We start from the raw sequence: 22,875 nt of genomic DNA, 5'->3' as shown, positions 1-22,875 counted from the left end.
CTCCTTCAAGATATGCAAAAAATACTATAGTATGACCACCTTGCTTTAGCTTATCTAGATCATCTTTCTTTATAACATCTGAAATTTTAAATGCTATCTCTTTACCCTTTTGATCTTTTAAGGCTACTACATCTTTTGGGTTTGATTTAGATACTTCGTTATACTCTATGGTTTTTATCACCTTATATCCCCAAAGTACCTCTTTATACCTCTTGTCTCCTTTTTCTTGTTTATATATAGCCTTTAGGCTTATCTCTTCATTTGTCTTAAATGGATACTGGCTATCAGATACTACATTTACTATATGATCTGTTATATCTCTTAAAGATACCTTGTTTGTATAGCTAAAGCTACTACCACTTTTATCTTTATATCCTATAGATATGATAGCTGTACCAGTGTAGGCATGTATGCTTTTAGTATCATAAATTTTACTTAGATCAGATGAATAGACTATAAGCTTAGTATCTTTCTTATCATTTCTATCTATAGGTATATTAAATGTAGCCCTATATGAGTTTTTCATATCTGAGTCTTTATTTTTAACTAAAGAGCTGCTCTCATATATACTCTTATCACCGCAGTGGTGAAGATATACCTTATCTATATCACTAGCTTCACCTTTTTCGTTTTCAATGATGAGATTATCTAGTGTTAGAGCTAGGCTTGAGCTAGATGTTGATGTAGGTTCTGCATTATTACCAAGAGCTAGACGAAGCTTCATATCAAACATGGCTGAGTCTTTATCATCTCTAAGGGTAAAGTTATTCTCCTTAGCGAAATTTAGAAGGTTGAAATTTAGATATTCATCTTTAGATGAGGGGAGCTTAAAGTGGCTCATCTTTACAACACCATCTTCTAGCTTGTACTCTATCTCATCGCTACTTTGTCTTATGCTAGTAAAGCAAGCACCCTTTGTCTTGTTTTTATCATCTTTGCCATCATCGTTTTCTTTATAAAGTATCACACTATCTGACTTGGTCTTTGCATTTTTAAATTTGATATCTCTATCAGATGAAGTACCATTGTTCTCTTTCTCGTAAGTGTCAAATTTAAAGTCAGTCAGTATTAGTTCGCATAAATTTAGCTTGCCATAGTTTGGTCTGCTAGGGTTTAGCTCTTTTGGGTTTAGCTCGCTGCAGTCAAATTCGCTTTGGCTAGCTAACACTATGGTAAAGTTGCTCTTTTTAGGCTGAAATATCCTAATAGGAGTAGCCGTCTTGATAGGGCAGAGTATTAGCATATCCTCTTGCTTATAAAGCTCTTCTTCTCTTCTTTTTAAGAGCTTATTTATCCTTGAAGCGTTATATGTAGAAGAGGAGGTTAAATTTACGCAGTAGATATTTTCGGTCTCAAATTTCTTTGATGTCTCAGAGCTCAAAAGAGAATTTAGCTTACCAGCAAATGGCTTAAATAGCCCCTCACACTTTGAAGCGGTGCTGTTTGATCTCTCTTCATCTTTTTGCATAAATTCTAAGTGAGTGACGTCCTCTTTGTGCTCTTTACCGTTTTTGTCTTTTGTGACATACATAGCTTTTGAGATATTTAGGTGGGTAAAGATATCTATGCACTCGCCAAAGCTGACGCGCTCCATGCTAGCTGCGCTAGACGTGTCGTTTAGAGCTTTGTTGTTTTCGTCTGACTCGTAAAGGCCAAACTGAGCTGAGATCTTTTTTCTTAAAAGTTTAAGGTTGTGTGGATTGTCACCGCTAAAGCTCTCGTGAGCTAGCCAAAACCACGCTTTAAAGCGGCTTTTGCTCTTGATATAGCTTGCTAAGGCTGGGTCGATATTTTTCTTGCTACTTATGTGAAGCAAGGCTAGGAGTGCTACATGCTCTTTTGAGACATTAGATGTCCCAGATGAAGTGAGTTTGACCTCCTCTAAATTTGCAAGCGACGAGCCCCTTAGCTTCTCTTTTATATCAGCCACTAGTGGCTTTAGTTTTGACTCTAATATGGCATTTAACTGCTCGTCTTGGCTAAATTTAAACTCAGGCAACTCTGTGCCGTAAGCGACCTTTGCAGCATTATTTATATCGTTAAAAAGCTTTTCTGTATTTATTTTTGAAACCACGGTTTTAGTTGTAGTGTCGGTTATTGTTTTTCTAATAGCCTCTATCACTTTTGCTTTGTTGGCACCATAAATTTGAGTACATATCGCGTCTAGATCGTCTTTTAGACTAAAGCTATAGCCCATAAGTAGCTTGTCGTCAGAGATGAAAGGCTTATTGATGTCGGCACTATATGATAGTTTGATGATATCTATTAAGTTTTCTTTAAAAGTTGCATCATTTCTAGGGGTAATTGGCATAAAATTCTTCCTTAATTTTTTCGCCAAATATTAGCATAAACTTAAAAAGTATTCAATAAAAAACTCTTATAGAGAAAATTTTTGCTTTTTCTTTAAATTTTGGTAGCAAAATTTAGACAAAACGCCAAGATCTAAAAAATAGCTTAAAATCAAAGAGCCCTTATAAACTCTTTAAATTTATCTCCTCGCTCAGCGTAGCTCTTAAACTGATCAAGACTCGCAGCTGCTGGGCTTAGAAGCGCTATCTCGCCTTTTTTTAGCTCTTTACTTATCTCATTTACAGCGTTTTGTAAAAAGTCGCATTTTAGGGCAGGTACGCTAAATTTAGCAGCTAAATTCATAAGCTTGTCGCTGTTTGAGCCGATAGCGTAAATTTTGACCTTAAGACCCTTTAAATTCTCAAAGAGCTCATCCATGCTAACGCCCTTGTCGTCGCCGCCTAAGATCAGGTGCATAAAGTGATCTTTATAGCGTTTTACGGCTTGAATGCTGGCGTCTATGTTGGTCGCTTTTGTGTCGTTTACCCAGGTTCGCCCCATCTTGTCGGTGAGCTCTTCAAGCTTGTTTGCCTCGATGACAAATGTGTTTAAAAGCCCTACATCACAGCGGTCAAATAAAATTTTCTCAACCGCAAGTGCTAGTAGCGCATCAAGCAAAAACGGCGTTTTAAAGGCTATATCGTTCAAATTTACGCCGCAAAATTTAGCTAAATCGCTCTCATCTTTATATGCGATCACTTTGGCTTTGGTCGGCGTACCAGCGTAAATTTCAGGCACGATCGCTACGCTAGTTTCACTCATGCTAGCAAGTGGCTTTAACTTGGCCTTTTCGTACTCGCTCATGTTGCCATGCCAGCTTAGATGGTCTGGCGTGATCGGCAAAAGCACGTAAATTCCCGGTTTGGCGCGCTTTGTGTAGTGAAGCGTAAATGAGCTAGTCTCAAGTATCCAAATTTTAGCGTGAGGGTCTAAATTTGCCAGCGCGATGCCGACATTTCCGCCCATGACAGAGCCTTTGCTCTCTAGCAGGTGCTGCATCATCTTTGTAGTCGTCGTCTTGCCGTTTGTACCGCTTATCCAGATGTTAAATGGCAAATGCGCCTTGTAAATTTCATAAAAATAGTCATATTCGCTAACCAAATTCTTAGCTTTTTTTATAAGCTCGTGGTGAGGTGGGATGCCTGGGCTTGGTATCTCTAGGCCGCTTTTTGCGGGGTCAAATTCGCTAACTGGCAAAAGAGCGTTGCCAAACTCATCTTTTGAAATTTCGCTAAATTTATCATCATAGATATCCCAAAAGCCGTCGTTTACGAAGTTTTTAGCGATAGCTTTTGTCGTGCCACCATAGCCAAATAGTGATTTCCTCATGCTTTTATCCTCTTTTGCCCCATAAAATTTCTACTATCTCATTAGCACTTAGCTCACGCATCACGCCCTCTATCTCGCGGCGCTCAAAGAGCTCAAATCTAAACGTATCAGCAAAATTTAGCTTCAAAAACTCTGCAAAATAAGCGCCTTTGCAGGCAAATTTTACTCTTATATAAAATGCCTCTAAAAAATCATCATCAAATTTAGGCACAGGCGCCAACATACGCTCCACGATCTGCCTAAGCTCGTCTTTTGTTATATCAGCCACCACTTTTGGCTCTGGCAAAGCGATGTCAAAGGCGAGATTTTCAGCGCCCTCAGCCTCCCACCACTCGTGTAGGCTAAATTTACTCATATCTTTGCCGCTTATCTGTGCTAGACGCTCTTCTACTTTGTGGTACTCTTCGCCGTCCTCATCGCCAAATTCGTCGCAAAAGTCGGTGTAGGCTAAAATTTGCTCCAAAATTTCATCATATTTTTTTCTAACACTCTCAAAGTCAGGCTCTATCTGCGCTCGCATGATCTACCTGATCTTTAGCGCCGTTAGTGCGATCAAATTTGCTAAAAGCGCGATGATCCAAAAGCGCACGATGATCTTATTTTCCGCCCAGCCTTTTATCTCAAAATGGTGATGTATAGGCGCCATGAGGAAAATTCTGCGTTTGAAAATTTTAAAGCTACCCACCTGCAAGATGACGCTTAGCGTCTCAACGACAAAGATGAGGCCGATGATGATGAGCAAAATTTCGTTTTTGGTCGCAACGCCCATAAAACCGATATAAGCGCCAACGCTTAGGCTGCCGCTATCGCCCATAAAGACTTCAGCCGGATGGCAGTTAAACCACAAAAAGCCCATGAGCGAGCCAATGAGCGCAGAGGCTACGACGACGCTCTCGCCAACGCCTGCGATCTTTGGTAAAAGCAGGTACGAGCTAAAAACGGCGTGACCGCAGATGTAGGCAAAAACGCCAAGAGTTAGAAGTGAAAATATCGATGGCACCGCGGCAAGTCCGTCAAGTCCGTCTGTTAAATTTACCGCATTTGAGGCTGCGACGATGACCAGCGTCCAAAAGAAAATGGCAAAAATTTTCATATCAAAGATGGGCTGCTTGTAAAATGGCAGGTAAAACTCGGTGTTTAGCTCTTTGCTGATATATAAAAATGCTGCGAGTAAAAAGGCGATTAGAAACTGAAAAAAGAGCTTTGCCTTTGGGCTTAGGCCGGCGTGGTTTTTTGCACCTAAAATTTTGCTGTAATCATCCTTGTAGCCAAGCAAAGTGAAGCAAACTAGGCAAAAGAGCGATGCTAGCACGAAAGCGTTATCAAGCCTAGCGCAGATGATCGTGGCGATGACTGCAGTAAAAACAAAGACAAGTCCGCCCATGGTTGGCGTTTTGGCCTTTTTTTGGTGAGTTTGTGGCGCGAGCTCGTAGATAGGCTGGGCGGCGTTTTTTGCCTTTGCCCAGGCGATAAATTTAGGCATCAGATAAGCTGTCAAGATAAATGCTATGAAAAACGCGATGCCAGCGCGAACGGTGATATACTGAAAGATATTAAAATTTAAAATTTCGTAGATATAGTAAAACATAGGGGCCTTTATTTTAAAAAAAAGCAATTTTAGTATAATGGCCTTAAAAATTATCTAAATTTAAGGATAAAATTTAAAAATGGCTCAAAAAACTATACTTATAATAACTGACGGCATTGGTTCAAACAAAAATGGCAAATTTAACGCATTTGAGGCGGCAAAAAAGCCAAACTACGATAAATTTTTTAAAGAAATTCCAAACTCACTCATAAAAACCTCTGGAAATGCTGTGGGGCTACCTGAAGGGCAGATGGGAAACAGCGAAGTAGGGCACATGTGCATAGGAAGTGGGCGAGTTTTATATCAAAATTTGGTCAAAATTTCACGCGGCTTTGCTGACGGCTCAGTAGCAGAAAATGAAGCGCTAAAGGCTCTTTTTAAAAAGTGCAAAAAAATTCACGTCATAGGGCTTTATAGCGACGGTGGCGTGCACTCTCACTTGGAGCATTTTGATGGCATGTGCGAGCTTGCTAGCAAAAATGGCTGCGAAGTTTTTGCTCACGCTATCACCGACGGACGCGACGTTAGCCCAAATAGCGGCCTAAATTTCATAAAAAGCTTAGAGGCTAAATTTAAGGTAGCGACCGTTTGTGGCAGATTTTACGCAATGGATAGAGATAAACGCTGGGAGCGCGTAAAAGAGGCCTATGATAGCCTAGTAAATGGGGCAAATTTAAGCGATCTAGCACCAAGCGAGTATCTACAAAAAAGCTACGATGAGGGCGTGACAGATGAGTTTGTAAAGCCAGCAAGCTTTAATGGCTTTAGTGGCATGGGCGAAGATGACGGCGTGATCGTAATAAATTTTAGAAATGATAGGGCAAGAGAGATTTGTCAGGCTTTGGGTGAAGAGAAATTTAGCGAGTTTGAGCGCCCTTTTGCTATCAAAAATCTAATCACCATGACCGAATACGACGCAAATTTTAAATTTGAAGTACTCTTTAAAAATAAAAAGATAAAAAACACTCTAAGCGAGGTCATAGCAGCTGCTGGACTAAGGCAGCTTCACACGGCTGAGACTGAAAAATACGCGCATGTAACATTTTTCTTTAATGGTGGCGTCGAGGAGCTAGCCAGCAACGAAACGAGGGTGCTAATCCCTAGTCCAAAAGTAAAAACCTACGACGAAAAGCCAGAGATGAGTGCTGCTGAGGTTTGCAAAGCCGTGCTAAAGGGCATGGATGATGAGCAAGACTTTATAGTGGTAAATTTCGCAAATGGCGATATGGTAGGGCATACTGGCAACTACGAGGCCGCTATAAAGGCGGTTGAGGCAGTGGATAGGGCTCTTGGAGAAATTTACGCCAAGGCAAAAGAGAAAAACTACGCTATGATCATCACGAGCGATCACGGAAACTGCGAAGAGATGCGTGATAGCAGCGGCGAGCTATTGACAAACCACACGACCTATGACGTCTTTTGCTTTGTGATGGCTGATGGTGTAAAAGAGCTAAAAAATGGCGGCCTAAACAACATCGCGCCTAGCGTTTTAAAGCTCATGGGGCTTGAGATCCCGGCTGAAATGGACGAGGCGTTATTTTAAATTTGATAATATAAGTAAAATTTATAAGGAGAATCTATGAAATTTAGCGGAAAAAACGTGCTAATAACAGGTGCAAGCAGAGGTATCGGCGCACAGATCGCAAAGACGCTTGCAAATATGGGCTTAAAAGTGTGGATAAACTACCGCTCAAAGCCTGAGATAGCAGACGCTTTGCAAGCTGAGATCGAGCAAAATGGCGGCAAGGCTGCGGTGATAAAATTTGACGCAACAGACGAAGATGAGTTTATAAAAGGTATAAATTTGATAGTCGATAGCGACGGCGAGCTAAGCTACCTCGTAAATAACGCTGGTATCACAAATGACAAGCTAGCGCTTCGAATGAAAACTAGCGAATTTACAGATGTGATAAATGCAAATTTAACTTCAGCTTTCATAGGATGTAGAGAGGCTTTAAAAGTGATGAGTAAAAAGCGCTTTGGAGCAGTCGTAAACGTCGCATCTATCGTTGGTGAGATGGGAAATGCTGGACAGGTGAATTATTCAGCCAGCAAGGGCGGACTAATCGCCATGAGTAAGAGCTTTGCAAAAGAGGGCGCAAGCAGAAATATCCGCTTTAACAGCGTAACTCCGGGCTTTATCGAGACTGATATGACGCATGGACTAAGTGATGAGGTTAAAAAAACTTATAGCGATAATATCCCGCTAAAACGCTTTGGCAGTGCTAGCGAGGTGGCTGAGGCGGTTGCATTTTTACTAAGTGATCACGCAAGCTACGTGACTGGCGAGACGCTAAAAATAAACGGCGGACTTTACATGTAATGAAATTTCAACAAGTTTTGAAATTTAAAATAAATAAAAGCGTAAATATTATAAGATAACAGACATTTTTTATAAGGAGACCTTAAATGGCAGTATTTGAAGACGTAAGAGACGTAGTTGTAGAGCAACTAAGCGTAGATCCACAAGCGGTAAAACTAGAGTCTAAAATCATCGAAGATTTAGGCGCTGATTCACTTGACGTTGTAGAGCTAGTTATGGCTTTAGAAGAGAAATTTGAAGTAGAAATTCCTGATAGCGAAGCAGAGAAATTAGTAAGCATTCAAGACGTTGTAAATTATATAGAAAAACTAGGCAAATAATTTAAATTTGCATAGTTTGATTTAAGGAGATGTATTGAAACGAGTCGTTGTAACTGGTATTGGCATGATAAACGCACTTGGTCTTGATAAAGAGAGCTCTTTTAAGGCTATTTGCGAGGGTAAAACAGGTGTGAAAGAGATCACGAGCTTTGATGTAAGCGAATTCCCTGTTAAAATTGCTGCCGAGATAACTGATTTTGATCCAAATAGCATTTTAGACGGCAAAGAGGTGAAAAAAGTAGATCGTTTCATACAGCTTGGCATAAAAGCATCTAACGAAGCTATGGCTGATGCAAATTTTAAGGAGTTTGATGCTCATAAATTTGGTGTTAGCTCAGCTGCTGGTATAGGTGGTTTGCCAAATATTGAGAAAAACTCAATCACATATTTTGAAAAAGGTGTAAAGAGAATTTCGCCATTTTTTATCCCATCTGCACTTGTAAATATGCTAGGTGGCATAGTTTCAATAAATCACGGACTAAAAGGTCCAAATTTATCAAGTGTAACAGCTTGTGCGGCAAGCACTCATGCGATATCACAAGCTGCAAAATGCATAATGATCGGTCAAGCAACAAATATGCTAGTTATCGGTGCTGAGTCAACCATCTGCGGTGTTGGCATAGGTGGTTTTGCAGCGATGAAAGCGCTATCAACAAGAAACGATGAGCCAAGTAAGGCATCAAGGCCATTTGATGCGAACCGCGATGGCTTTGTAATGGGCGAGGGCGCTGGCGCACTTGTGCTTGAAGAGTATGAGTCAGCTATTGCAAGAGGCGCTAAAATTTACGCTGAAGTAGTTGGATTTGGAGAGAGCGGAGACGCACACCACATCACATCACCAACACTTGAAGGTCCATTAAGCGCGATGAAGCAAGCACTTGATATGGCAAAAGGCGTAAAGATAGACTATGTCAATGCGCATGGTACTTCAACACCAGTAAATGATAAAAATGAGACAGCTGCATTAAAGGCTGTTTTTGGTGATAAGTGCCCACCAGTTAGTTCAACCAAAGGTCAGACCGGACACTGCTTGGGCGGTGCTGGTGCGATCGAAGCTGTCATATCTATAATGGCAATGAGAGATGGCATCATCCCTCCAACGATAAACTACGAAACGCCAGATCCAGACTGTGATCTAGACTACGTTCCAAATAAAGCTAGAAAAGCTGATATAAAAGCTGTTATGAGTAACTCATTTGGCTTTGGCGGAACAAACGGCGTCGTGATATTTAAAAAGTTGGATTAAGATGTCAAATTATTTAGATTTTGAAAAGAGCATAAAGCAGATTGATGAAGATATAGCAAATGCTAAGATCAGAGGCGATGAACATGCTGTTGAAATTTTAAATAAGAACCTATCTAAAGAGATATCAAAAGTATATAAAAATTTAAACGAATACCAACGTTTACAACTTGCTCGTCACCCAGATAGGCCATACGCTATTGATTATATAAATTCATTTTTAGTTGATGGCTATGAGATCCATGGCGACAGGGCATTTCGCGACGACCCAGCAATAGTCTGCTACATCGGCTATATCGGAGGCAAAAAGGCTGTCGTTATAGGTGAGCAAAAAGGTCGTGGTACTAAAAATAAACTAAAAAGAAATTTTGGTATGCCTCATCCGGAGGGTTACCGAAAGGCTTTACGTGTAGCAAAATTGGCTGAGAAATTTAACCTACCTATCTTATTTTTGATAGACACTCCGGGCGCATATCCTGGTGTTGGCGCTGAAGAGCGAGGTCAAAGTGAGGCCATAGCTAGAAATTTATTTGAATTTGCAAATTTAAAAACTCCAATAATAGCTGTCGTTATCGGCGAAGGTGGAAGTGGCGGCGCCTTAGCTATTGGTGTGGCTGATAGACTTGCTATGATGAAAAACTCTGTCTTTTCAGTCATCTCGCCAGAGGGTTGTGCAGCGATACTTTGGAATGACCCAGCTAAACAAGAGCAAGCTACAAAATCTATGAAGATAACGGCTGATGACTTAAAAAATTTATCGCTTATAGATGACGTGATAAACGAGCCGATAAATGGAGCTCATAGAGATAAAGACGGTGCCGCAAAAGCACTTGCAAACTACTTCATCTCAGAGCTAGCCGAGCTTGAGAAGCTTGATATAAACGAGCTTGTCGCAAAAAGAATAGACAAAATCCTCTCTATCGGGGCTTACGAAGAGTAGAATTTATAGTCACAAGTGAGTTGAAATTTAAGTAAATTTGCTTGCGGCTCTCCTTGACACTAAATTTAATGTGCCTTTTTTTAAATTTTAAAAATTAAACGATTTTATGTTTTTATCCCACTCTTTTAAATTTTAATAACTCATCTATGCGACTTTTAAGTGTTTAAAGCTAAAATTCTTAGCAAATTTCATAAAGGCTATTTGTGGATAAATTTCAAGAAAAATATATAAATCTTTCAAAAGATTACTACAAAAATAACGGCAATGCGGCGAGCGTGGAGGCTTTGTATCAGTTCAAAGAAGAGCTTGAAGCAAGCGAGGATATGCAGGCAAAGAAAGTTCTGGTAGATCTTTATCAGCTTTTGTCTATGCAAAAGAGTGCTTACGAGCTACTTTTAAAGATACATGACAAAAACGACAAGAAGCAGCTAAAAACGCTTGGTTATCTTGCGCAGTTTTTGGATGAGGGCGACAAATGGGCGGTGCCAAGGCCAAAGAGCAAAGAGCAGATTTTAGCTCAAAAGGCAAAGGCTGCCACCTTGCCAAAATTTCGCTATCATCCAGAGCCATTAAAAACTGGTGCATTTAAAGATGATATGAGTGTCATTTGCGAGTGCTGCGGCAAAAACACAGAAATTTATTATAACAATGGCATCTACAGCGAGCAAGATGTCACCTATCTTTGCCCAGTCTGCATCGCAAATGGCGCAGCTGCCAAGAAATTTGATGCTACCTTTGTGCAGGGCGCCGACAAGCTTACCACAGATGACGCCAAAAAAGATGATGAGCTTTTTAATAGAACACCTGGCTATGAGAGCTGGCAGGGCGAGCACTGGGTGGCGTGCTGTGATGATTATTGCGCATTTTTGGGTGATGTTGGCACGAAGGAGCTTGAGGAGCTTGGCATCGCAGACGAGGTTTTTGCGGACTACGCAAAAAGGGACGATTACGACGTGAAAATGGCTCGCGAGCTACTCGTAGCGGGTGGCGATTTTGCTGGGTATTTGTTTCGCTGCTTGCACTGCAAAAAGTATCACATCTACATTGATGCTTGCTAAAAAGGAAAAATATGGATCTAAATGAAATTTATAAAGGCTGCAAAGAGCGCGGTTTGGATGAGCTTTTTGAGTTCTTAAAGCCAATGGCTAAAAATGCTATAAAGATAGATGCGCAGGCTAGAGATGACGGTGATATCGCTGTTGGAGCGTCTAAATTTGGCGGACAGCCGGATCTGCCAGCCAATGTGCCTTGGCCCTCAAATGAAAACGGCGCGCTTAGCTTTATAGCGCAGATAAATTTTGCTGAAGCTAGCAAATTTGACACCGACGGGTTACTACCAAAAAGTGGCATTCTATATCTTTTTTATGATATAAATTTACGCATTTGGGGTTACGACCCTGCTGATAAAAAGGGCTTTGCCGTGATGTTTAGTGAGGCAGCTCAAGACCAGCTTGCTCGCCAAAACATGGATAGCGGAAATTTCACATTTGGCGTACGCTCTCTTAGCTTTAAAAACGAGCAAAATTTGCCAAGTTTGCAAAGCTCACTCGTGCCATTTGGCAAATTCAGCGAGGAGCAGTGGGAGGCATATCACGAGATCATCGAGCCAAGCTGGCAGGCCAAAGAAAACAAGCTCCTTGGTCACTCTGACAACATTCAAGATGGCATGGAGCTAGAGTGCGAGCTCGTGACAAATGGCCTTGACTGCGGCGATGGTAGCGCTTATCACCACCCAAATATCTCTGAGTTTGAGAAAAATGCCGCCCAGTGGCAACTGCTTTTGCAGATAGATAGCGACTGGGATAGCGACATGGACTGGGACGGAGAGGGTAGAGTTTATCTGTGGATAAAGAGGAACGACCTGGCGGCGCGCGACTTTAGCAAGACGTGGCTAGTTTTGCAGACAAGTTAGGGGCGAAAATTAGCCAAAAGCTTTTGATATGCGTCTGGTAGTAAAATTATTATTGCTGTTTTTTTGGCGAGCCATATAAATTTCGCGTTTAGAATATGTAAATTTAAAGGCAAATGGTAGATGAAATTTATACTGGCTAGATCAAATTTAAATTTTTTATAATTTACCGCCAGCTAAATTTGCCTTGCAAGTGACTTTTGCTACCAAGCTAGCGGCTCATCACTAAAATTTCCAGTACCCTTATGTTCTTTAAATTTCTGCTCGCTAATCATCTCGCTCTTTGAGTGAATTTTTGCAATCTTTTAGCTATACTCGCAATTTTTTGGTGCAACCACTAAAAAGTTAGTCCTGTTGCACAAAGTGCCTCATTTTATTGCAAAAGCTCTTTTTATCGTCATTGGCAAATAAAATATACCAAAATCAAAGATAAATTTTTGATCAATTTCGCATTTTTCTTCATTTAATGCTTTATCCACGTTTTTTTGCTGTCCGCTGCGCCAGTGTAAATTTTGCCCTGCGTGATGTGTATGCCGCGCCGTGCGAACTCCGCGCGGAAAATGCACTAGCGCTGCTCCTGCGTTTGCATAAGGTGTCGCACCAAAAAGCAGCGTGATCTTAGGCAGACGTCTGCAAAAATTTTATCACTCATCTTGCGTGGGTAGCAGTTGCCTTTTTTAACTAAAATTTGAGCGTTTTAGTTTTATTGATCAAGATTTTCAAGCATCCTAAAATTTATATTATTTTACTAGCTCGATCTTGATCTGCCCGTCTTTTACGACCGAACTCATGTCGCCCTCGATCACCCCCAAGCGTACGATGCCTTCATAATATGGCTGGTAGCCGTAGTAGATGACAAAGTTGTTCCACGGAGCAAAGTAGGAGATCTCGCTTTTTTGCCGTCGCTGCCGCTCGGAGCGCCCCTTGTATCAAGCGGTTTTGGCAGCTTAGCGATCTTTTCGTGTCCGCCGTAGTCCTCTAAATTTAGTGTTAGCGGTAGCTGTGCGGCAAAGCTTCTTGCTGCTGCCGTATCGTCTAGGATAGCCGTCGCTTCGCCGTTAGAGCTCTTTAGGATTATCTTTAAATTTTGCATTTTCTCTCCTGCTGCCAAATTTAACCCCGCAAAAAGCATAAAGATGGCTAAAATTTTTCTCATTTTGACTCACTTTAAATTTATTTTGCAAGTTCAAGGATTTGGACGATATTTTTCTTTGGATAGAGCCCTTGCATCGCCCACGCCTTTGCGTTTTCATAGGCAACACCCGCGATCTCATTTATAAGCGCCTCGCTATCTATCTTTAGCTGCGATAGACTTGTTGGAGTGCCTATTTTGTCAAACCACGCTTTTAGCGCCTCTATGCCCTCATCTGCCGTTTTAAGCCCAAAAATTTCTCTCGCAAAACGCTCAAATACGCCTAAATTTCTATCCTTATACCACTTCATCCACGCAGGCATAACCACACTTAGTCCAGCTCCGTGCGCACAGTCTGTTACCGCACTCATCGCATGCTCGATCATGTGGTTTGGATACTCGATGCCTGAAGTACCGACCATAGTTATGCCATTTAGCGCCATCGTCGCAGCCCAGGCAAACTCAGCTCTAGCGTCGTAGTCATCAGGGTTTGCAAGTAAAATTTCGGTCGTTCGGATGATAGTTTTGATGTTTGCTTCTACCTGCATTCTGGCGATTAGCGGATAGTTTGTAGCTGTGAAATAGCCCTCGATGCTGTGTGCGATAACGTCGCTTGCGCTATAAACTAGATAGTCGCGGCTGACGGTGGCTTGTAGCTGTGGGTTTACGACAGATACTTTTGGGAAAAGGCACGGAGCGCCCAGATGAAGCTTTAGTTTAGCCGCCTCGTTGGTCACGACGCCGTTTTGATTCATCTCAGAGCCAGTTGCCGCTAGCGTGATGATGTCAAATACCATGAGCGACTCGGCCGGATTTTTACCTACGAAAAAGTCCCACACGTCGCCATCGTATTTAGCTCCGGCAGCGACTGCCTTTGCAGAGTCTAGCACCGAGCCGCCGCCAACAGCCAGCACGCTATCAGCACCAAATTCACGGGCTATTTTGATCGCTTCATTTACTTTGTTTAGCACCGGGTTTGATTTCACGCCGCCAAGCTCAGTAAATTCGATGCCATTTGCTTTTAGACTATCGGTAGCTACGCCAAGCAGTCCGCTCTTTTTCACGCGCTCGCTACCGTATAGCACAAGGGCTTTTTTAGCACCAAATTCTCTCATATACTCGCCGATATGAGCCTCTTTGCCTTTGCCAAATTCTATTCTTACTGGGTTATAAAATGTAAAATTTTCCATTTTTTTCCTTTTTAAATTCCCCCGCAAGGTGCAGGGGCAGCGGTTTATTTCAAATTTGCTTTGAAAAATTCCTCAAATTTATCGTATGGGATCTTATTGTTTTTATTATCATACAGATCTGTATGCACGGCGCCAGGGACGATAACTAGCTCTTTATTTTTGTTGCCAAGAGATTTAAAGGCGTCCTCGCTAAAGTATCTTGAGTGCGCTTTCTCGCCGGCTGCGATAAGAGTTGGAGTTCTCATCTCGCTTGCGTAGGCAAGGATTGGCATATTTATAAACGAGATAGGATTTGTCTTGGTCCAGCCGCTCTCACCGCTGTTTGAATTTACAGAGCGTTTGTGATAGCCGCGTGGTGTACGGTAATAGTCCGCATATTCAGCTATAAACTGCGGCGTGCTCGCGTCTATCTTTTTTGGATCAACATTACAGCACCTGTATATGCTGGTTTGCCATTTTGGAGATCGAGCCAGCGTTGCTCGGCTATCTTCTTTTTAGTTTCATATCTCTCATCGGCGCCCACGCTATCGTTGTAGCCTTTTGCCATCACTCGCGTCATATCATACATCGTGCTGGTTGCAACCGCCTTTATGCGAGGATCGGCAAGAGCTGCGTTTAGAGCAAAACCGCCCCAGCCGCATACGCCTAAAATGCCGATTTTATCTCGGTCTATATTGCTCTGGGTGCCTAGAAAATCCACCGCCGCACTAAAATCATCAGTGTTTATCTCTGGACTTGCTAAATTTCTTGGCTCGCCGCCGCTCTCTCCGGTGTAGCTTGGATCAAAAGCAAGCGTGATAAAGCCGCGCTCGGCTAAAGTTTGGGCGTAAAGGCCGCTTGATTGCTCTTTGACTGCGCCAAAAGGTCCGCTAACTGCGATCACAGCTGCTTTGCCATGCAAATTTTTAGGCGTATAAAGATCGCCTACTATCTCAACACCATAACGATTTTTAAATTTAACTTTCTTGTGATCTACCTTATCGCTTTTAGCGAAAACTTTGTCCCACTCGCTTACCATCGATACCGCCTCTAGCGGTGATTTTGCTACGTTTGTGCTAGCCACTAAATTGCCTCCTAAAATAAAACTTGACGCTACAAGCGCCGACATAAATTTTTGATATTTTGGCGAGCTTTGGTTTTTGCTTGTCTCAAATATTGTTTTATTGTGATGCATTATATCTGTATTGTAAATTTTACGTTAGAACGATCCTCTAAATTTCATGCCTAATCCTGCAAAATTTCTAAAAAGCTGTATAATCTTGCAAAATTTGACTTGGCGGAGAGCGAAAATGGCTGATGTAAATTTACTAAAAGAGCAGACAAAAGAGTTTTTATTAGATAGATACGGCATAGTGGGATCTACGCAAAGCAACATTGGCTCGCTTGACTTTTATATCAGTGATAAAACGCATGATTTTATCAGCACGGTTTATGAGCCGTCTTTGTGCATAATACTGCAAGGAGCAAAGGCAATCGGCTTTGGCGATGAGATGTATGGATATGACGAGCGAACCTACGCGCTAGCCTCTACTCATGTGCCCTTAAATGTAAGCCTAACAGACGCCTCAAAAGAGAAGCCCTACATCTCGCTTTGCATTAAATTTAGCCTAGATGAGGTCTATGAAGTGCTAAAAGGCGTGGATGTAAAAGAGCAGAGCCTACAAAAAAGCGAAAAAGGTATATTTTTTGGCGAGCTAACGGATGAGATTTTAGAGCCTGTTTTGAGGTTTGTTTGGTTACTAGAAAAGCCAAAAGATAAGGTCAAATTTCTCTCAGACCTTGCTAAAAAAGAGATACTTTACATGCTCGCAACAAACGACAAAAGCGGCTATTTTTTAAGTAAATTTGCGATGCAAGGTAGCGTTTCAAATAAAATTTCAAAAGCCGTAGCAAAGATAAAAAACGAGTTTTCGCAAAAGCTAAGCATGAAAGATGTCGCTAGAGAGTGCGATATGAGCGAGTCTTCGCTATATCATAACTTCAAAATCGTAACCTCGCTAAGCCCAGTAGCCTTTCAAAAAAAGATCCGCCTTGAAGAGGCTAAAAACCTGCTCGTAAATAAAAATATCGGCGTTGCGCAGGCTGCATTTGACGTGGGATATGAGAGCGTGTCGCAGTTTAGCCGCGAATACGCAAGGATGTTTGGCATGCCGCCCAAAGTTCATAGCGAAATTTTACGCTCTAGCGTGGCGTCATAAATTTATTTTAGTGTGGTTTAAATTTCACAAAACTAGCAAATCTATCCATGCGCCAAATTTAGGCAAAATTTAGTAAAATCCTTAAAAAATTTAAAGGCAAAATATGTTTAATGGCTTAATCAGGGAGCTTGCCGAGGTCATTAGCTACTCGCAAAATGTTTTACGGCTAAGGGCTAAATTTCGCCCAAATTTAGGCGATAGCATCGCAGTAAATGGCGCTTGCTTAAGTGTCATAAAACTATACGATGATGGCTTTAGCGTGGAGCTAAGCGCAGAGAGCAGGGCAAATGTCGCGGTTGAAAATTTAAGTGGCTTGGTGCATATCGAGCCAGCGATGAAGCTTGGAGAGCGTGTGGATGGGCATTTGATGCAAGGACATATCGACTTTATCGGCGTGATCTCGGCTATAAAAAAGCATGAAAACGGCGTTGATTTTTACATAGACTTGCCACGTGAGGCGATGGCTCTTATGGCAAACAAGGGCTCGGTGGGCGTTGAGGGCGTGAGCCTTACGATAAATGAAATTTTGCCAAAGGGCATCAGGCTAACTATCATTCCCATCACATTTAGAGATAGCCTTTTTGGCACTTTCAAGGTCGGCAGACGCGTAAATATCGAGAGCGACCTGCTGGCTCGCTATGTGGCTAGAATGCTTGAAGCTAAGCAAAATGGCGGCCTTAGCTGGGATGAGGTCGAGAGAATTTCGAGCCTTTACTAAGCGAGCGAATATGCGTGAAAATTTAGAGATCGTTTTTGATAAAAATGGCATCACTGCTGGCTTTACAAACAGGCTTGGCGGCGTGAGCGAGGGTAAATTTAGCTCGCTAAATTTAGGTGACCACGTGGGCGATGAGCCAAAAGATGTCATCAAAAATAGAGAAATTTTGGCTAAAAATTTGGGCGTTAGGCAGCTTAAATTTATGAAGCAGATACACTCGGACAAGGTTTTTGTCCTTGAAAACGAGGACGACGAGCTGCCAGAGTGCGACGCTGTGGTCACAAATTTAAGTGATGTGGGCGTCTGCGTTTTGGTGGCGGACTGCTCGCCTGTCGTGATGATAGATGAAAAGCGTGGCGTGATCTGCGTGGCTCATGCAGGAAGAGCCGGCGTGACGCTAAAAATTTGCACAAAAGCAGTTACGCTCATGAGCGAGAAATTTGGCTCAAAAGCAGATGAAATGAGCGTCTTTGTCGGAGCAAATATAAAAGGTGGCTGCTACGAGGTGGGTGAGCTTGATCTTGGGGAATTTAACGCATATAAGATAGGTAGAAATTTTGATATGAACGCAGCCTTGAGAGATGAATTTAACGCACTTGGGGTTAAAAATTTAAACTTTAGTGAGGTCTGCACGCACTGCGATGAGAGATATTTTTCGTACCGAAGAGACGGCGTGTGCGGTAGATTTTGCGGATTTGCAGTGAAATTTAAGGATAAAAATGGGATATGAGAGCTTTAAAAATCCGCTAGCGGCAAAAATAGCTCAAAACGCTAGAAATTTGGGCTTTGAGCAGCTTATGAACGAGGAGTTTGTGCAGATGCTTCTTAGCTCAAAAAAGATGGAGCTAAGTGCCGTGGATAGGGAAAATATCGAGCAAATTTTTATAAAATTGATGGAGATAGAAGAGAAAGTACAACTTAGCAAATAAAGGAGAAAATATGCTTTTGCTTAAAAATGCTAATCTATACACGCCAAAATTTCTTGGCAAGTGCGATGTTTTGGTAGGTGGCGGTAAAATTTTAGCTATCGGCGAGGGACTAAGCTTTAGCGTAGAAGGGCTAGAAATTTACGACCTAAAAGGCAAGGTTTTAGCTCCAGGTCTCATTGATCAGCACGTGCATATCACGGGTGGTGGCGGCGAGGCTGGATATCACTCAAGAACGCCTGAGATCACGCTTAGTCAGATCGTAAAGTACGGCACGACGACGCTTGTTGGCGTTTTGGGGACTGACGGGGTCACTAGAAGCTTGGAAAATCTCTACTCAAAAGCAAAAGCGCTCGAGTTTGAGGGCATCTCGACCTTCATCCACACCGGCTCGTATGCAAGCCCCTGTGTGACATTTACAGGCGACATCGCAAAGGACCTCATACTAATCGACAAGGTGATCGGCGTCAAGATCGCACTGACCGATAACCGCGGCAGCTACGTCTCAAAAGAGGAGCTGATAAAAATCCTAAGCAAAATTCGCATAGGCGGCATGGTATCTAAAAAAGGCGGCGTGCTTCACATGCACATGGGCGGACTGAGCGAGAAATTTGACAACGTCTTTAAGGTGATAAAAGAGTACGAATTCCCAGTTCATTACTTCTCGCCGACACACTGCGCTAGGACAAAAGACCTGTTTAACGAGGCTTTGAAATTTCAAAAAATGGGCGGAAACGTCGATATCACAAGCGGTGGAAGTAAATTTGCCCCGCTTCATGAGGTGGTGGCTTATGGCCTTGAAAATGGGCTAAATTTAGAGCGCCTAACGATGAGTTCAGACGGAAACGGAAGTGTGCCTAAATTTAACGAAAATGGCGAACTTATCGGATATGGCTGTGCGTCATGTGCGTCAAATTTAGAGGTATTGCAAGCTTTAGTGAGAAATAAAATTTTAAATATAAAAGATACTTTGGCCTTGATGAGTAAAAACGTGGCGAAATATCTAAATTTAAGCCAAAAAGGCGAGATAAAAGTGGGCAATGACGCTGATCTTTGTGTCTTTGACGAGGAGCTAAATTTATATGACGTGATCGCAAAAGGCGAGTTTTGTGTCAAGGACGAAAAGGTCGTTAAAAAAGGTTTTTTTGAGTAAATTTGGCAAAATTTTAGCTTTATTTGTAGCTAAAGAAATCTTTAAATTTAGCTTCAATAAAGCCAAGTTTCAATATAATCCAAGCTTTATTTCACACACGACAATCCTAAATTTGGTTGTGCGAGAGCATTTATGGTCGTGGAGGATAAAACTAAATTCAAGGCAAAATGCCTAAAACAAGGAGAAACTCATGGTAACTATGAGAGATTTATTAGAGTGTGGCGTACATTTTGGTCACCAAACACGCCGCTGGAACCCAAAAATGAAAAAATTTATCTTTGGCGAGAGAAAAGGTATCTATATTATAGATCTACAAAAGACTATCCGCTACTTCCGCTACACTTACAACATCGTTCGTGACGCAGCTGCTGAAGGCAAGTCAGTGCTATTTGTCGGTACTAAAAAACAAGCTATCGACGCTATAAAAGAGTACGCTGAAAAATGTGGAATGCCTTATGTAAATCACCGCTGGTTAGGTGGTATGATGACAAACTTCGGTACTATCCGCCAGTCTATCCGCAAACTAGAAGTTATCGAGGCTATGGAAGAAGATGGTTCGATAAATTTACTAACTAAAAAAGAGGCTTTGATGCTTCGCCGCAAAAAAGAGAAGCTTATCGCAACTCTAGGTGGTATCCGCAATATGAAAAGCCTACCTGATATGATATTTGTTGTTGATACAGTTAAAGAAAAGATCGCTGTTCAAGAGGCAAACCGCCTAAAAATCCCAGTTGTAGCACCAATAGATACAAACTGCGATCCTGACGTTGTTGATTATCCTATCCCAGGAAACGACGACGCGATCCGCTCTGTTCAGCTTTTCTGCCAAGAGATGGCTGAGGCGATCAACGAGGGCAAATCACTTCTAGAGCAAGATGGTGGCGAGCAAGCTGCTGGCGAAGAAGTAAGCCAAGATGAGAAGGACGCAGTTGTAGCTGAGGCTATGAGCGAAGAAGACTTTGGCGAGGACGAAGAGTAATGGAAATAACTGCACAAATGGTAAAAGAGCTCCGCGAATCAACCGGAGCTGGCATGATGGACTGCAAAAAGGCACTTGGCGAAGCAAATGGCGACATGGAAAAAGCTGTTGATATCCTTCGTGAAAAAGGCCTAGGTCAAGCTGCTAAAAAGGCTGACCGCCTTGCAAGCGAGGGCTTAGTAAGCGTTGAAGTTTGCTCAAAATGCAAAAAAGCAACTATTAGTGAGATCAACTCTGAGACTGACTTCGTTGCTAGAAACCCACAGTTTCAAGCACTTGCAAAAGACACAACAGCCCACATCCAAACAAGTGGCATAGCGACAGTTGAAGAGCTAAATGCAAGCACATTAAATGGCGTTAAATTTGAAGAGTACTTCAAAACTCAGATTGCAACTATCGGTGAAAACCTTGTAGTTCGCCGCTTTGAGACTATTAGCGCTGATGACAAGGGTGTGGTAAATGGCTATGTTCACTCAAATGGCCGTGTTGGCGTACTTATCGGTGCAGCTTGCGAAAGTGCTGAAGTTGCAAATAAAGCAGCTGAATTTATAAGAAATTTATGTATGCATGCAGCTGCTATGAAGCCAAGTGTTATAAGCTACAAAGACCTTGATAAAGATTTTGTTGAGAAAGAATTTATCGCACTTCGCGCTGAACTCGAAAAAGACAATGAAGAGCTAAAACGCCTAGGTAAGCCACTTCACCACATCCCTGAGTATGCTAGCCGCTGCCAGATAGGTGAGGCTGAGCTTGCAAAAGCTACAAAAGCGATCGAAGAAGAGCTAAAAGCTGAGGGCAAACCTGAGAAAATTTGGGATAAGATCATCCCTGGTAAGATCGAGAGATTTTACGCTGACAACACAGTGCTTGACCAACGCCTTACACTTTTAGGTCAGTTTTATGTAATGGACGATAAAAAGACTATAGAACAAGTTATCGAAGAGAAGAGCAAAGAGCTTGGCGGCAAGATCGAGATCGTAAAATACGTTCGTTTCGAGCTTGGCGAAGGCTTAGAGAAAAAAGTAGATGACTTTGCTGCAGAAGTTGCTGCTCAAATAGGCTAATGGAAATTTTAAGAGCGTCTAATCTAGGCTTTGCGTATGATTATACGCTCTTTAACAATATAAATTTAACTCTAAATCAAAAACAAAGCATTGCTATAACCGGCGTTAGCGGTTGTGGCAAATCAACGCTTTTACACATACTTTCAACACTCTTAAAACCAAATTTTGGCGAGGTCATCTACCAAGATAGATCGATCTATGAGCTTTCTCAAAACGAGCTTTTGGCCATTAGAAGGCTTCATTTTGGCATTATTTTCCAGTCGCACTATCTTTTTAAAGGTTTTAGCGCTTATGAAAATATCGAGCTTGCAAGCATCTTGTCTGGCGAAAATATAGAAAAAAATGATCTTGAAGCACTTAAAATTTCAAGTGTGATAAATCAAAAAGTTGGCGAGCTAAGTGGCGGTCAACAGCAGCGTGTGAGTATCGCTAGAGTGCTTACTAAAAAGCCAAAGATCATCTTTGCAGACGAGCCAACAGGCAACCTTGATAAGCAAACAGCAAATGAAGTGATGCAAGTTTTATTTGACTATATAAATGAAAACAATGCTGCCCTTGTTCTAGTCACTCACGACAACGACCTAGCCGCGAAATGCGACAACTCATACAAGCTTGAGAACAAAGAGCTTGTGCAAATTTCTTAAAATTTAGCTTCAAATTTTTAAAAACGACCGCTTAAATTTAAAAACAAAGTAAAATTTTGTAAAATTAGTAAAAAATTTAAAAGAGCAAAATGGAACTAGTAGAATTTTTTGGAGCCGATAAAGCAATAGTTTTTATGCTTTTGTTTGCACGCCTAAGCGGTCTCATCGTCTTTTTTCCATTTTATTCGCACAATCAAATTCCTCTTAGTGTAAAAACGCTTTTAGTCTTTGTTCTTTGCGTCGTGCTATTTCCCATCTCAAAAGCTCATGAAAACTCTATAAATTTCTTAATCGGCGAGATATTGGGCGAGGTTATGCTGGGTCTTAGTGCAGGACTTATGCTAACCATCATCTTTGCCACACTTCAAATGGCAGGCGAGCAAATATCGATGGTCATGGGCTTTTCGATGGCGTCGGTGCTTGATCCACAAACTGGCACAAACTCTCCAGTCATCGCAAACCTTATAAATTTCATCGCGCTACTAACATTTTTGGCATTTGATGGTCACCATTTGCTCCTTCAGTTTTACGCTAGCTCGCTTGCTGTTGTGCCTCTTGGCGATTTTTATCCGCGCCCTGGCATCATGAGCTATGCGATAAATTTATTTACAAATTTGTTTATGTTTGGCTTTATCATGTCATTTCCTATCATTGCCCTCTCTTTGCTCTCAGACTCCATTTTTGGCATGCTGATGAAGACGATGCCGCAGTTTAACCTACTAGTCATCGGCTATCCTATTAAAGTGACGATCGGATTTTCTGTTTTGATAGCCATTTTAGCAGGCATTATGAAGATCATGAGTGACCTACTTTTAAAAGTGATAAATGATCTGCCGGCTCTGTTTTTTTAAGAAAATAGCAATGAAATTT

21 protein-coding genes and 2 pseudogenes are annotated in these 22,875 nt (G+C 41.7%); 16 read left to right on the top strand and 7 right to left on the bottom strand.

From position 1 onward, the window contains the following. The 4 genes from CVS86_RS08185 to mraY all read right to left on the bottom strand — a co-directional run. Positions 1 to 2,311: hypothetical protein (locus tag CVS86_RS08185; protein WP_107791564.1), on the bottom strand; the 2,311-nt coding region annotated here is incomplete at its 3' end. A gap of 149 nt (positions 2,312 to 2,460) precedes the next feature. Continuing rightward, positions 2,461 to 3,678, bottom strand: coding sequence for a UDP-N-acetylmuramoyl-L-alanine--D-glutamate ligase (murD, locus tag CVS86_RS08180; protein WP_107791563.1), 1,218 nt, complete (start codon positions 3,676 to 3,678; stop codon positions 2,461 to 2,463). 4 nt (positions 3,679 to 3,682) lie between these two features. Continuing rightward, positions 3,683 to 4,198, bottom strand: a complete 516-nt coding sequence (locus CVS86_RS08175) for a hypothetical protein (protein ID WP_107791562.1) — start codon at positions 4,196 to 4,198, stop codon at positions 3,683 to 3,685. 3 nt (positions 4,199 to 4,201) lie between these two features. After that, positions 4,202 to 5,266, bottom strand: coding sequence for a phospho-N-acetylmuramoyl-pentapeptide-transferase (gene mraY, locus CVS86_RS08170; RefSeq protein WP_021086091.1), 1,065 nt, complete (start codon positions 5,264 to 5,266; stop codon positions 4,202 to 4,204). A gap of 79 nt (positions 5,267 to 5,345) precedes the next feature. Here mraY and gpmI point away from each other — a divergent pair, with 79 nt between their 5' ends. The 7 genes from gpmI (at position 5,346) to CVS86_RS08135 (ending at position 12,004) form a co-directional block, all read left to right on the top strand. Further along, a complete protein-coding gene (gene gpmI / locus CVS86_RS08165; protein WP_107791561.1) occupies positions 5,346 to 6,809 on the top strand; it encodes a 2,3-bisphosphoglycerate-independent phosphoglycerate mutase in 1,464 nt (487 codons plus the stop codon). 36 nt (positions 6,810 to 6,845) lie between these two features. Continuing rightward, positions 6,846 to 7,589 carry a 3-oxoacyl-ACP reductase FabG gene (gene fabG, locus CVS86_RS08160; RefSeq protein WP_021083753.1) on the top strand — a complete coding sequence of 248 codons (744 nt, stop codon included), beginning with the start codon at positions 6,846 to 6,848 and terminating at the stop codon, positions 7,587 to 7,589. A gap of 86 nt (positions 7,590 to 7,675) precedes the next feature. Continuing rightward, complete coding sequence (gene acpP / locus CVS86_RS08155; RefSeq protein ID WP_002941395.1) at positions 7,676 to 7,909, top strand: acyl carrier protein; 234 nt, start codon at positions 7,676 to 7,678, stop codon at positions 7,907 to 7,909. 34 nt (positions 7,910 to 7,943) lie between these two features. Next, complete coding sequence (locus tag CVS86_RS08150; RefSeq protein ID WP_021088583.1) at positions 7,944 to 9,155, top strand: beta-ketoacyl-ACP synthase II; 1,212 nt, start codon at positions 7,944 to 7,946, stop codon at positions 9,153 to 9,155. A gap of 1 nt (position 9,156) precedes the next feature. Beyond that, positions 9,157 to 10,092, top strand: a complete 936-nt coding sequence (accA, locus tag CVS86_RS08145; RefSeq protein ID WP_002941254.1) for an acetyl-CoA carboxylase carboxyl transferase subunit alpha — start codon at positions 9,157 to 9,159, stop codon at positions 10,090 to 10,092. 203 nt (positions 10,093 to 10,295) lie between these two features. Then, positions 10,296 to 11,150 (top strand): CbrC family protein, encoded by an 855-nt coding sequence (locus CVS86_RS08140; protein ID WP_107791560.1) that lies wholly within the window; start codon positions 10,296 to 10,298, stop codon positions 11,148 to 11,150. An 11-nt stretch (positions 11,151 to 11,161) separates the two neighbouring features. Further along, on the top strand, positions 11,162 to 12,004 hold the full coding sequence (locus CVS86_RS08135) for a YwqG family protein (protein WP_107791559.1): 843 nt from the start codon (positions 11,162 to 11,164) through the stop codon (positions 12,002 to 12,004). A gap of 737 nt (positions 12,005 to 12,741) precedes the next feature. On the opposite strand, the pseudogene CVS86_RS08125 reads toward CVS86_RS08135, so the two are convergent. The 3 genes and pseudogenes from CVS86_RS08125 to CVS86_RS10280 all read right to left on the bottom strand — a co-directional run bounded on the left by CVS86_RS08125 (position 12,742) and on the right by CVS86_RS10280 (position 15,431). Then, positions 12,742 to 13,094, bottom strand: a pseudogene (locus tag CVS86_RS08125) (cyclophilin-like fold protein). An 80-nt stretch (positions 13,095 to 13,174) separates the two neighbouring features. Next, on the bottom strand, positions 13,175 to 14,323 hold the full coding sequence (locus CVS86_RS08120; protein WP_107791558.1) for an iron-containing alcohol dehydrogenase: 1,149 nt from the start codon (positions 14,321 to 14,323) through the stop codon (positions 13,175 to 13,177). Between the two features lie 44 nt (positions 14,324 to 14,367). Next, positions 14,368 to 15,431 (bottom strand): annotated as a pseudogene (locus tag CVS86_RS10280) (alpha/beta hydrolase). Between the two features lie 181 nt (positions 15,432 to 15,612). Here CVS86_RS10280 and CVS86_RS08110 point away from each other — a divergent pair. The 9 genes from CVS86_RS08110 (at position 15,613) to fliR (ending at position 22,856) form a co-directional block, all read left to right on the top strand. After that, positions 15,613 to 16,521: an AraC family transcriptional regulator gene (locus tag CVS86_RS08110; RefSeq protein ID WP_107791557.1), complete on the top strand. Its 909-nt coding sequence runs from the start codon at positions 15,613 to 15,615 to the stop codon at positions 16,519 to 16,521. Between the two features lie 103 nt (positions 16,522 to 16,624). Beyond that, the gene (locus tag CVS86_RS08105) at positions 16,625 to 17,239 is read left to right on the top strand and encodes a riboflavin synthase (protein ID WP_103569892.1); all 615 of its coding nucleotides are present in this window, start codon (positions 16,625 to 16,627) and stop codon (positions 17,237 to 17,239) included. Positions 17,240 to 17,249: 10 nt separating this feature from the next. Continuing rightward, complete coding sequence (locus CVS86_RS08100; protein WP_107791556.1) at positions 17,250 to 17,969, top strand: polyphenol oxidase family protein; 720 nt, start codon at positions 17,250 to 17,252, stop codon at positions 17,967 to 17,969. Further along, complete coding sequence (locus CVS86_RS08095; RefSeq protein ID WP_002941393.1) at positions 17,959 to 18,168, top strand: hypothetical protein; 210 nt, start codon at positions 17,959 to 17,961, stop codon at positions 18,166 to 18,168. The genes CVS86_RS08100 and CVS86_RS08095 overlap by 11 nt, the downstream gene beginning before the upstream one ends. Before the next feature lie 10 nt (positions 18,169 to 18,178). Then, the gene (iadA, locus tag CVS86_RS08090) at positions 18,179 to 19,318 is read left to right on the top strand and encodes a beta-aspartyl-peptidase (RefSeq protein ID WP_107791555.1); all 1,140 of its coding nucleotides are present in this window, start codon (positions 18,179 to 18,181) and stop codon (positions 19,316 to 19,318) included. A gap of 190 nt (positions 19,319 to 19,508) precedes the next feature. Beyond that, the gene (gene rpsB, locus CVS86_RS08080) at positions 19,509 to 20,297 is read left to right on the top strand and encodes a 30S ribosomal protein S2 (RefSeq protein ID WP_085658056.1); all 789 of its coding nucleotides are present in this window, start codon (positions 19,509 to 19,511) and stop codon (positions 20,295 to 20,297) included. Next, on the top strand, positions 20,297 to 21,361 hold the full coding sequence (gene tsf, locus CVS86_RS08075; RefSeq protein WP_107791553.1) for a translation elongation factor Ts: 1,065 nt from the start codon (positions 20,297 to 20,299) through the stop codon (positions 21,359 to 21,361). Before rpsB ends, tsf begins: the two co-directional genes overlap by 1 nt. Beyond that, positions 21,361 to 22,005 carry an ABC transporter ATP-binding protein gene (locus tag CVS86_RS08070; RefSeq protein ID WP_002941236.1) on the top strand — a complete coding sequence of 215 codons (645 nt, stop codon included), beginning with the start codon at positions 21,361 to 21,363 and terminating at the stop codon, positions 22,003 to 22,005. Before tsf ends, CVS86_RS08070 begins: the two co-directional genes overlap by 1 nt. A gap of 89 nt (positions 22,006 to 22,094) precedes the next feature. Continuing rightward, positions 22,095 to 22,856, top strand: coding sequence for a flagellar biosynthetic protein FliR (fliR, locus tag CVS86_RS08065; RefSeq protein WP_087582853.1), 762 nt, complete (start codon positions 22,095 to 22,097; stop codon positions 22,854 to 22,856). Positions 22,857 to 22,875: the final 19 nt, after the last annotated feature.

The organism is Campylobacter concisus, assembly GCF_003048605.1.
Taxonomy (GTDB): domain Bacteria; phylum Campylobacterota; class Campylobacteria; order Campylobacterales; family Campylobacteraceae; genus Campylobacter_A; species Campylobacter_A concisus_BM.
This window is presented reverse-complemented; position numbering and strand designations above follow the sequence as displayed.

Bases quoted from the DNA above. Each gene is read 5' to 3' on its own strand.
- CVS86_RS08105 (WP_103569892.1), top strand. From the start codon at position 16,625: ATGTTTAATGGCTTAATCAGGGAGCTTGCCGAGGTCATTAGCTACTCG.
- fabG (WP_021083753.1), top strand. From the start codon at position 6,846: ATGAAATTTAGCGGAAAAAACGTGCTAATAACAGGTGCAAGCAGAGGT.
- rpsB (WP_085658056.1), top strand. From the start codon at position 19,509: ATGGTAACTATGAGAGATTTATTAGAGTGTGGCGTACATTTTGGTCAC.
- accA (WP_002941254.1), top strand. From the start codon at position 9,157: ATGTCAAATTATTTAGATTTTGAAAAGAGCATAAAGCAGATTGATGAA.
- CVS86_RS08175 (WP_107791562.1), bottom strand. From the start codon at position 4,198: ATGCGAGCGCAGATAGAGCCTGACTTTGAGAGTGTTAGAAAAAAATAT.
- CVS86_RS08100 (WP_107791556.1), top strand. From the start codon at position 17,250: ATGCGTGAAAATTTAGAGATCGTTTTTGATAAAAATGGCATCACTGCT.
- iadA (WP_107791555.1), top strand. From the start codon at position 18,179: ATGCTTTTGCTTAAAAATGCTAATCTATACACGCCAAAATTTCTTGGC.
- gpmI (WP_107791561.1), top strand. From the start codon at position 5,346: ATGGCTCAAAAAACTATACTTATAATAACTGACGGCATTGGTTCAAAC.
- CVS86_RS08070 (WP_002941236.1), top strand. From the start codon at position 21,361: ATGGAAATTTTAAGAGCGTCTAATCTAGGCTTTGCGTATGATTATACG.
- CVS86_RS08135 (WP_107791559.1), top strand. From the start codon at position 11,162: ATGGATCTAAATGAAATTTATAAAGGCTGCAAAGAGCGCGGTTTGGAT.
- CVS86_RS08120 (WP_107791558.1), bottom strand. From the start codon at position 14,323: ATGGAAAATTTTACATTTTATAACCCAGTAAGAATAGAATTTGGCAAA.
- acpP (WP_002941395.1), top strand. From the start codon at position 7,676: ATGGCAGTATTTGAAGACGTAAGAGACGTAGTTGTAGAGCAACTAAGC.
- CVS86_RS08110 (WP_107791557.1), top strand. From the start codon at position 15,613: ATGGCTGATGTAAATTTACTAAAAGAGCAGACAAAAGAGTTTTTATTA.
- fliR (WP_087582853.1), top strand. From the start codon at position 22,095: ATGGAACTAGTAGAATTTTTTGGAGCCGATAAAGCAATAGTTTTTATG.
- CVS86_RS08095 (WP_002941393.1), top strand. From the start codon at position 17,959: ATGGGATATGAGAGCTTTAAAAATCCGCTAGCGGCAAAAATAGCTCAA.
- mraY (WP_021086091.1), bottom strand. From the start codon at position 5,266: ATGTTTTACTATATCTACGAAATTTTAAATTTTAATATCTTTCAGTAT.
- murD (WP_107791563.1), bottom strand. From the start codon at position 3,678: ATGAGGAAATCACTATTTGGCTATGGTGGCACGACAAAAGCTATCGCT.
- tsf (WP_107791553.1), top strand. From the start codon at position 20,297: ATGGAAATAACTGCACAAATGGTAAAAGAGCTCCGCGAATCAACCGGA.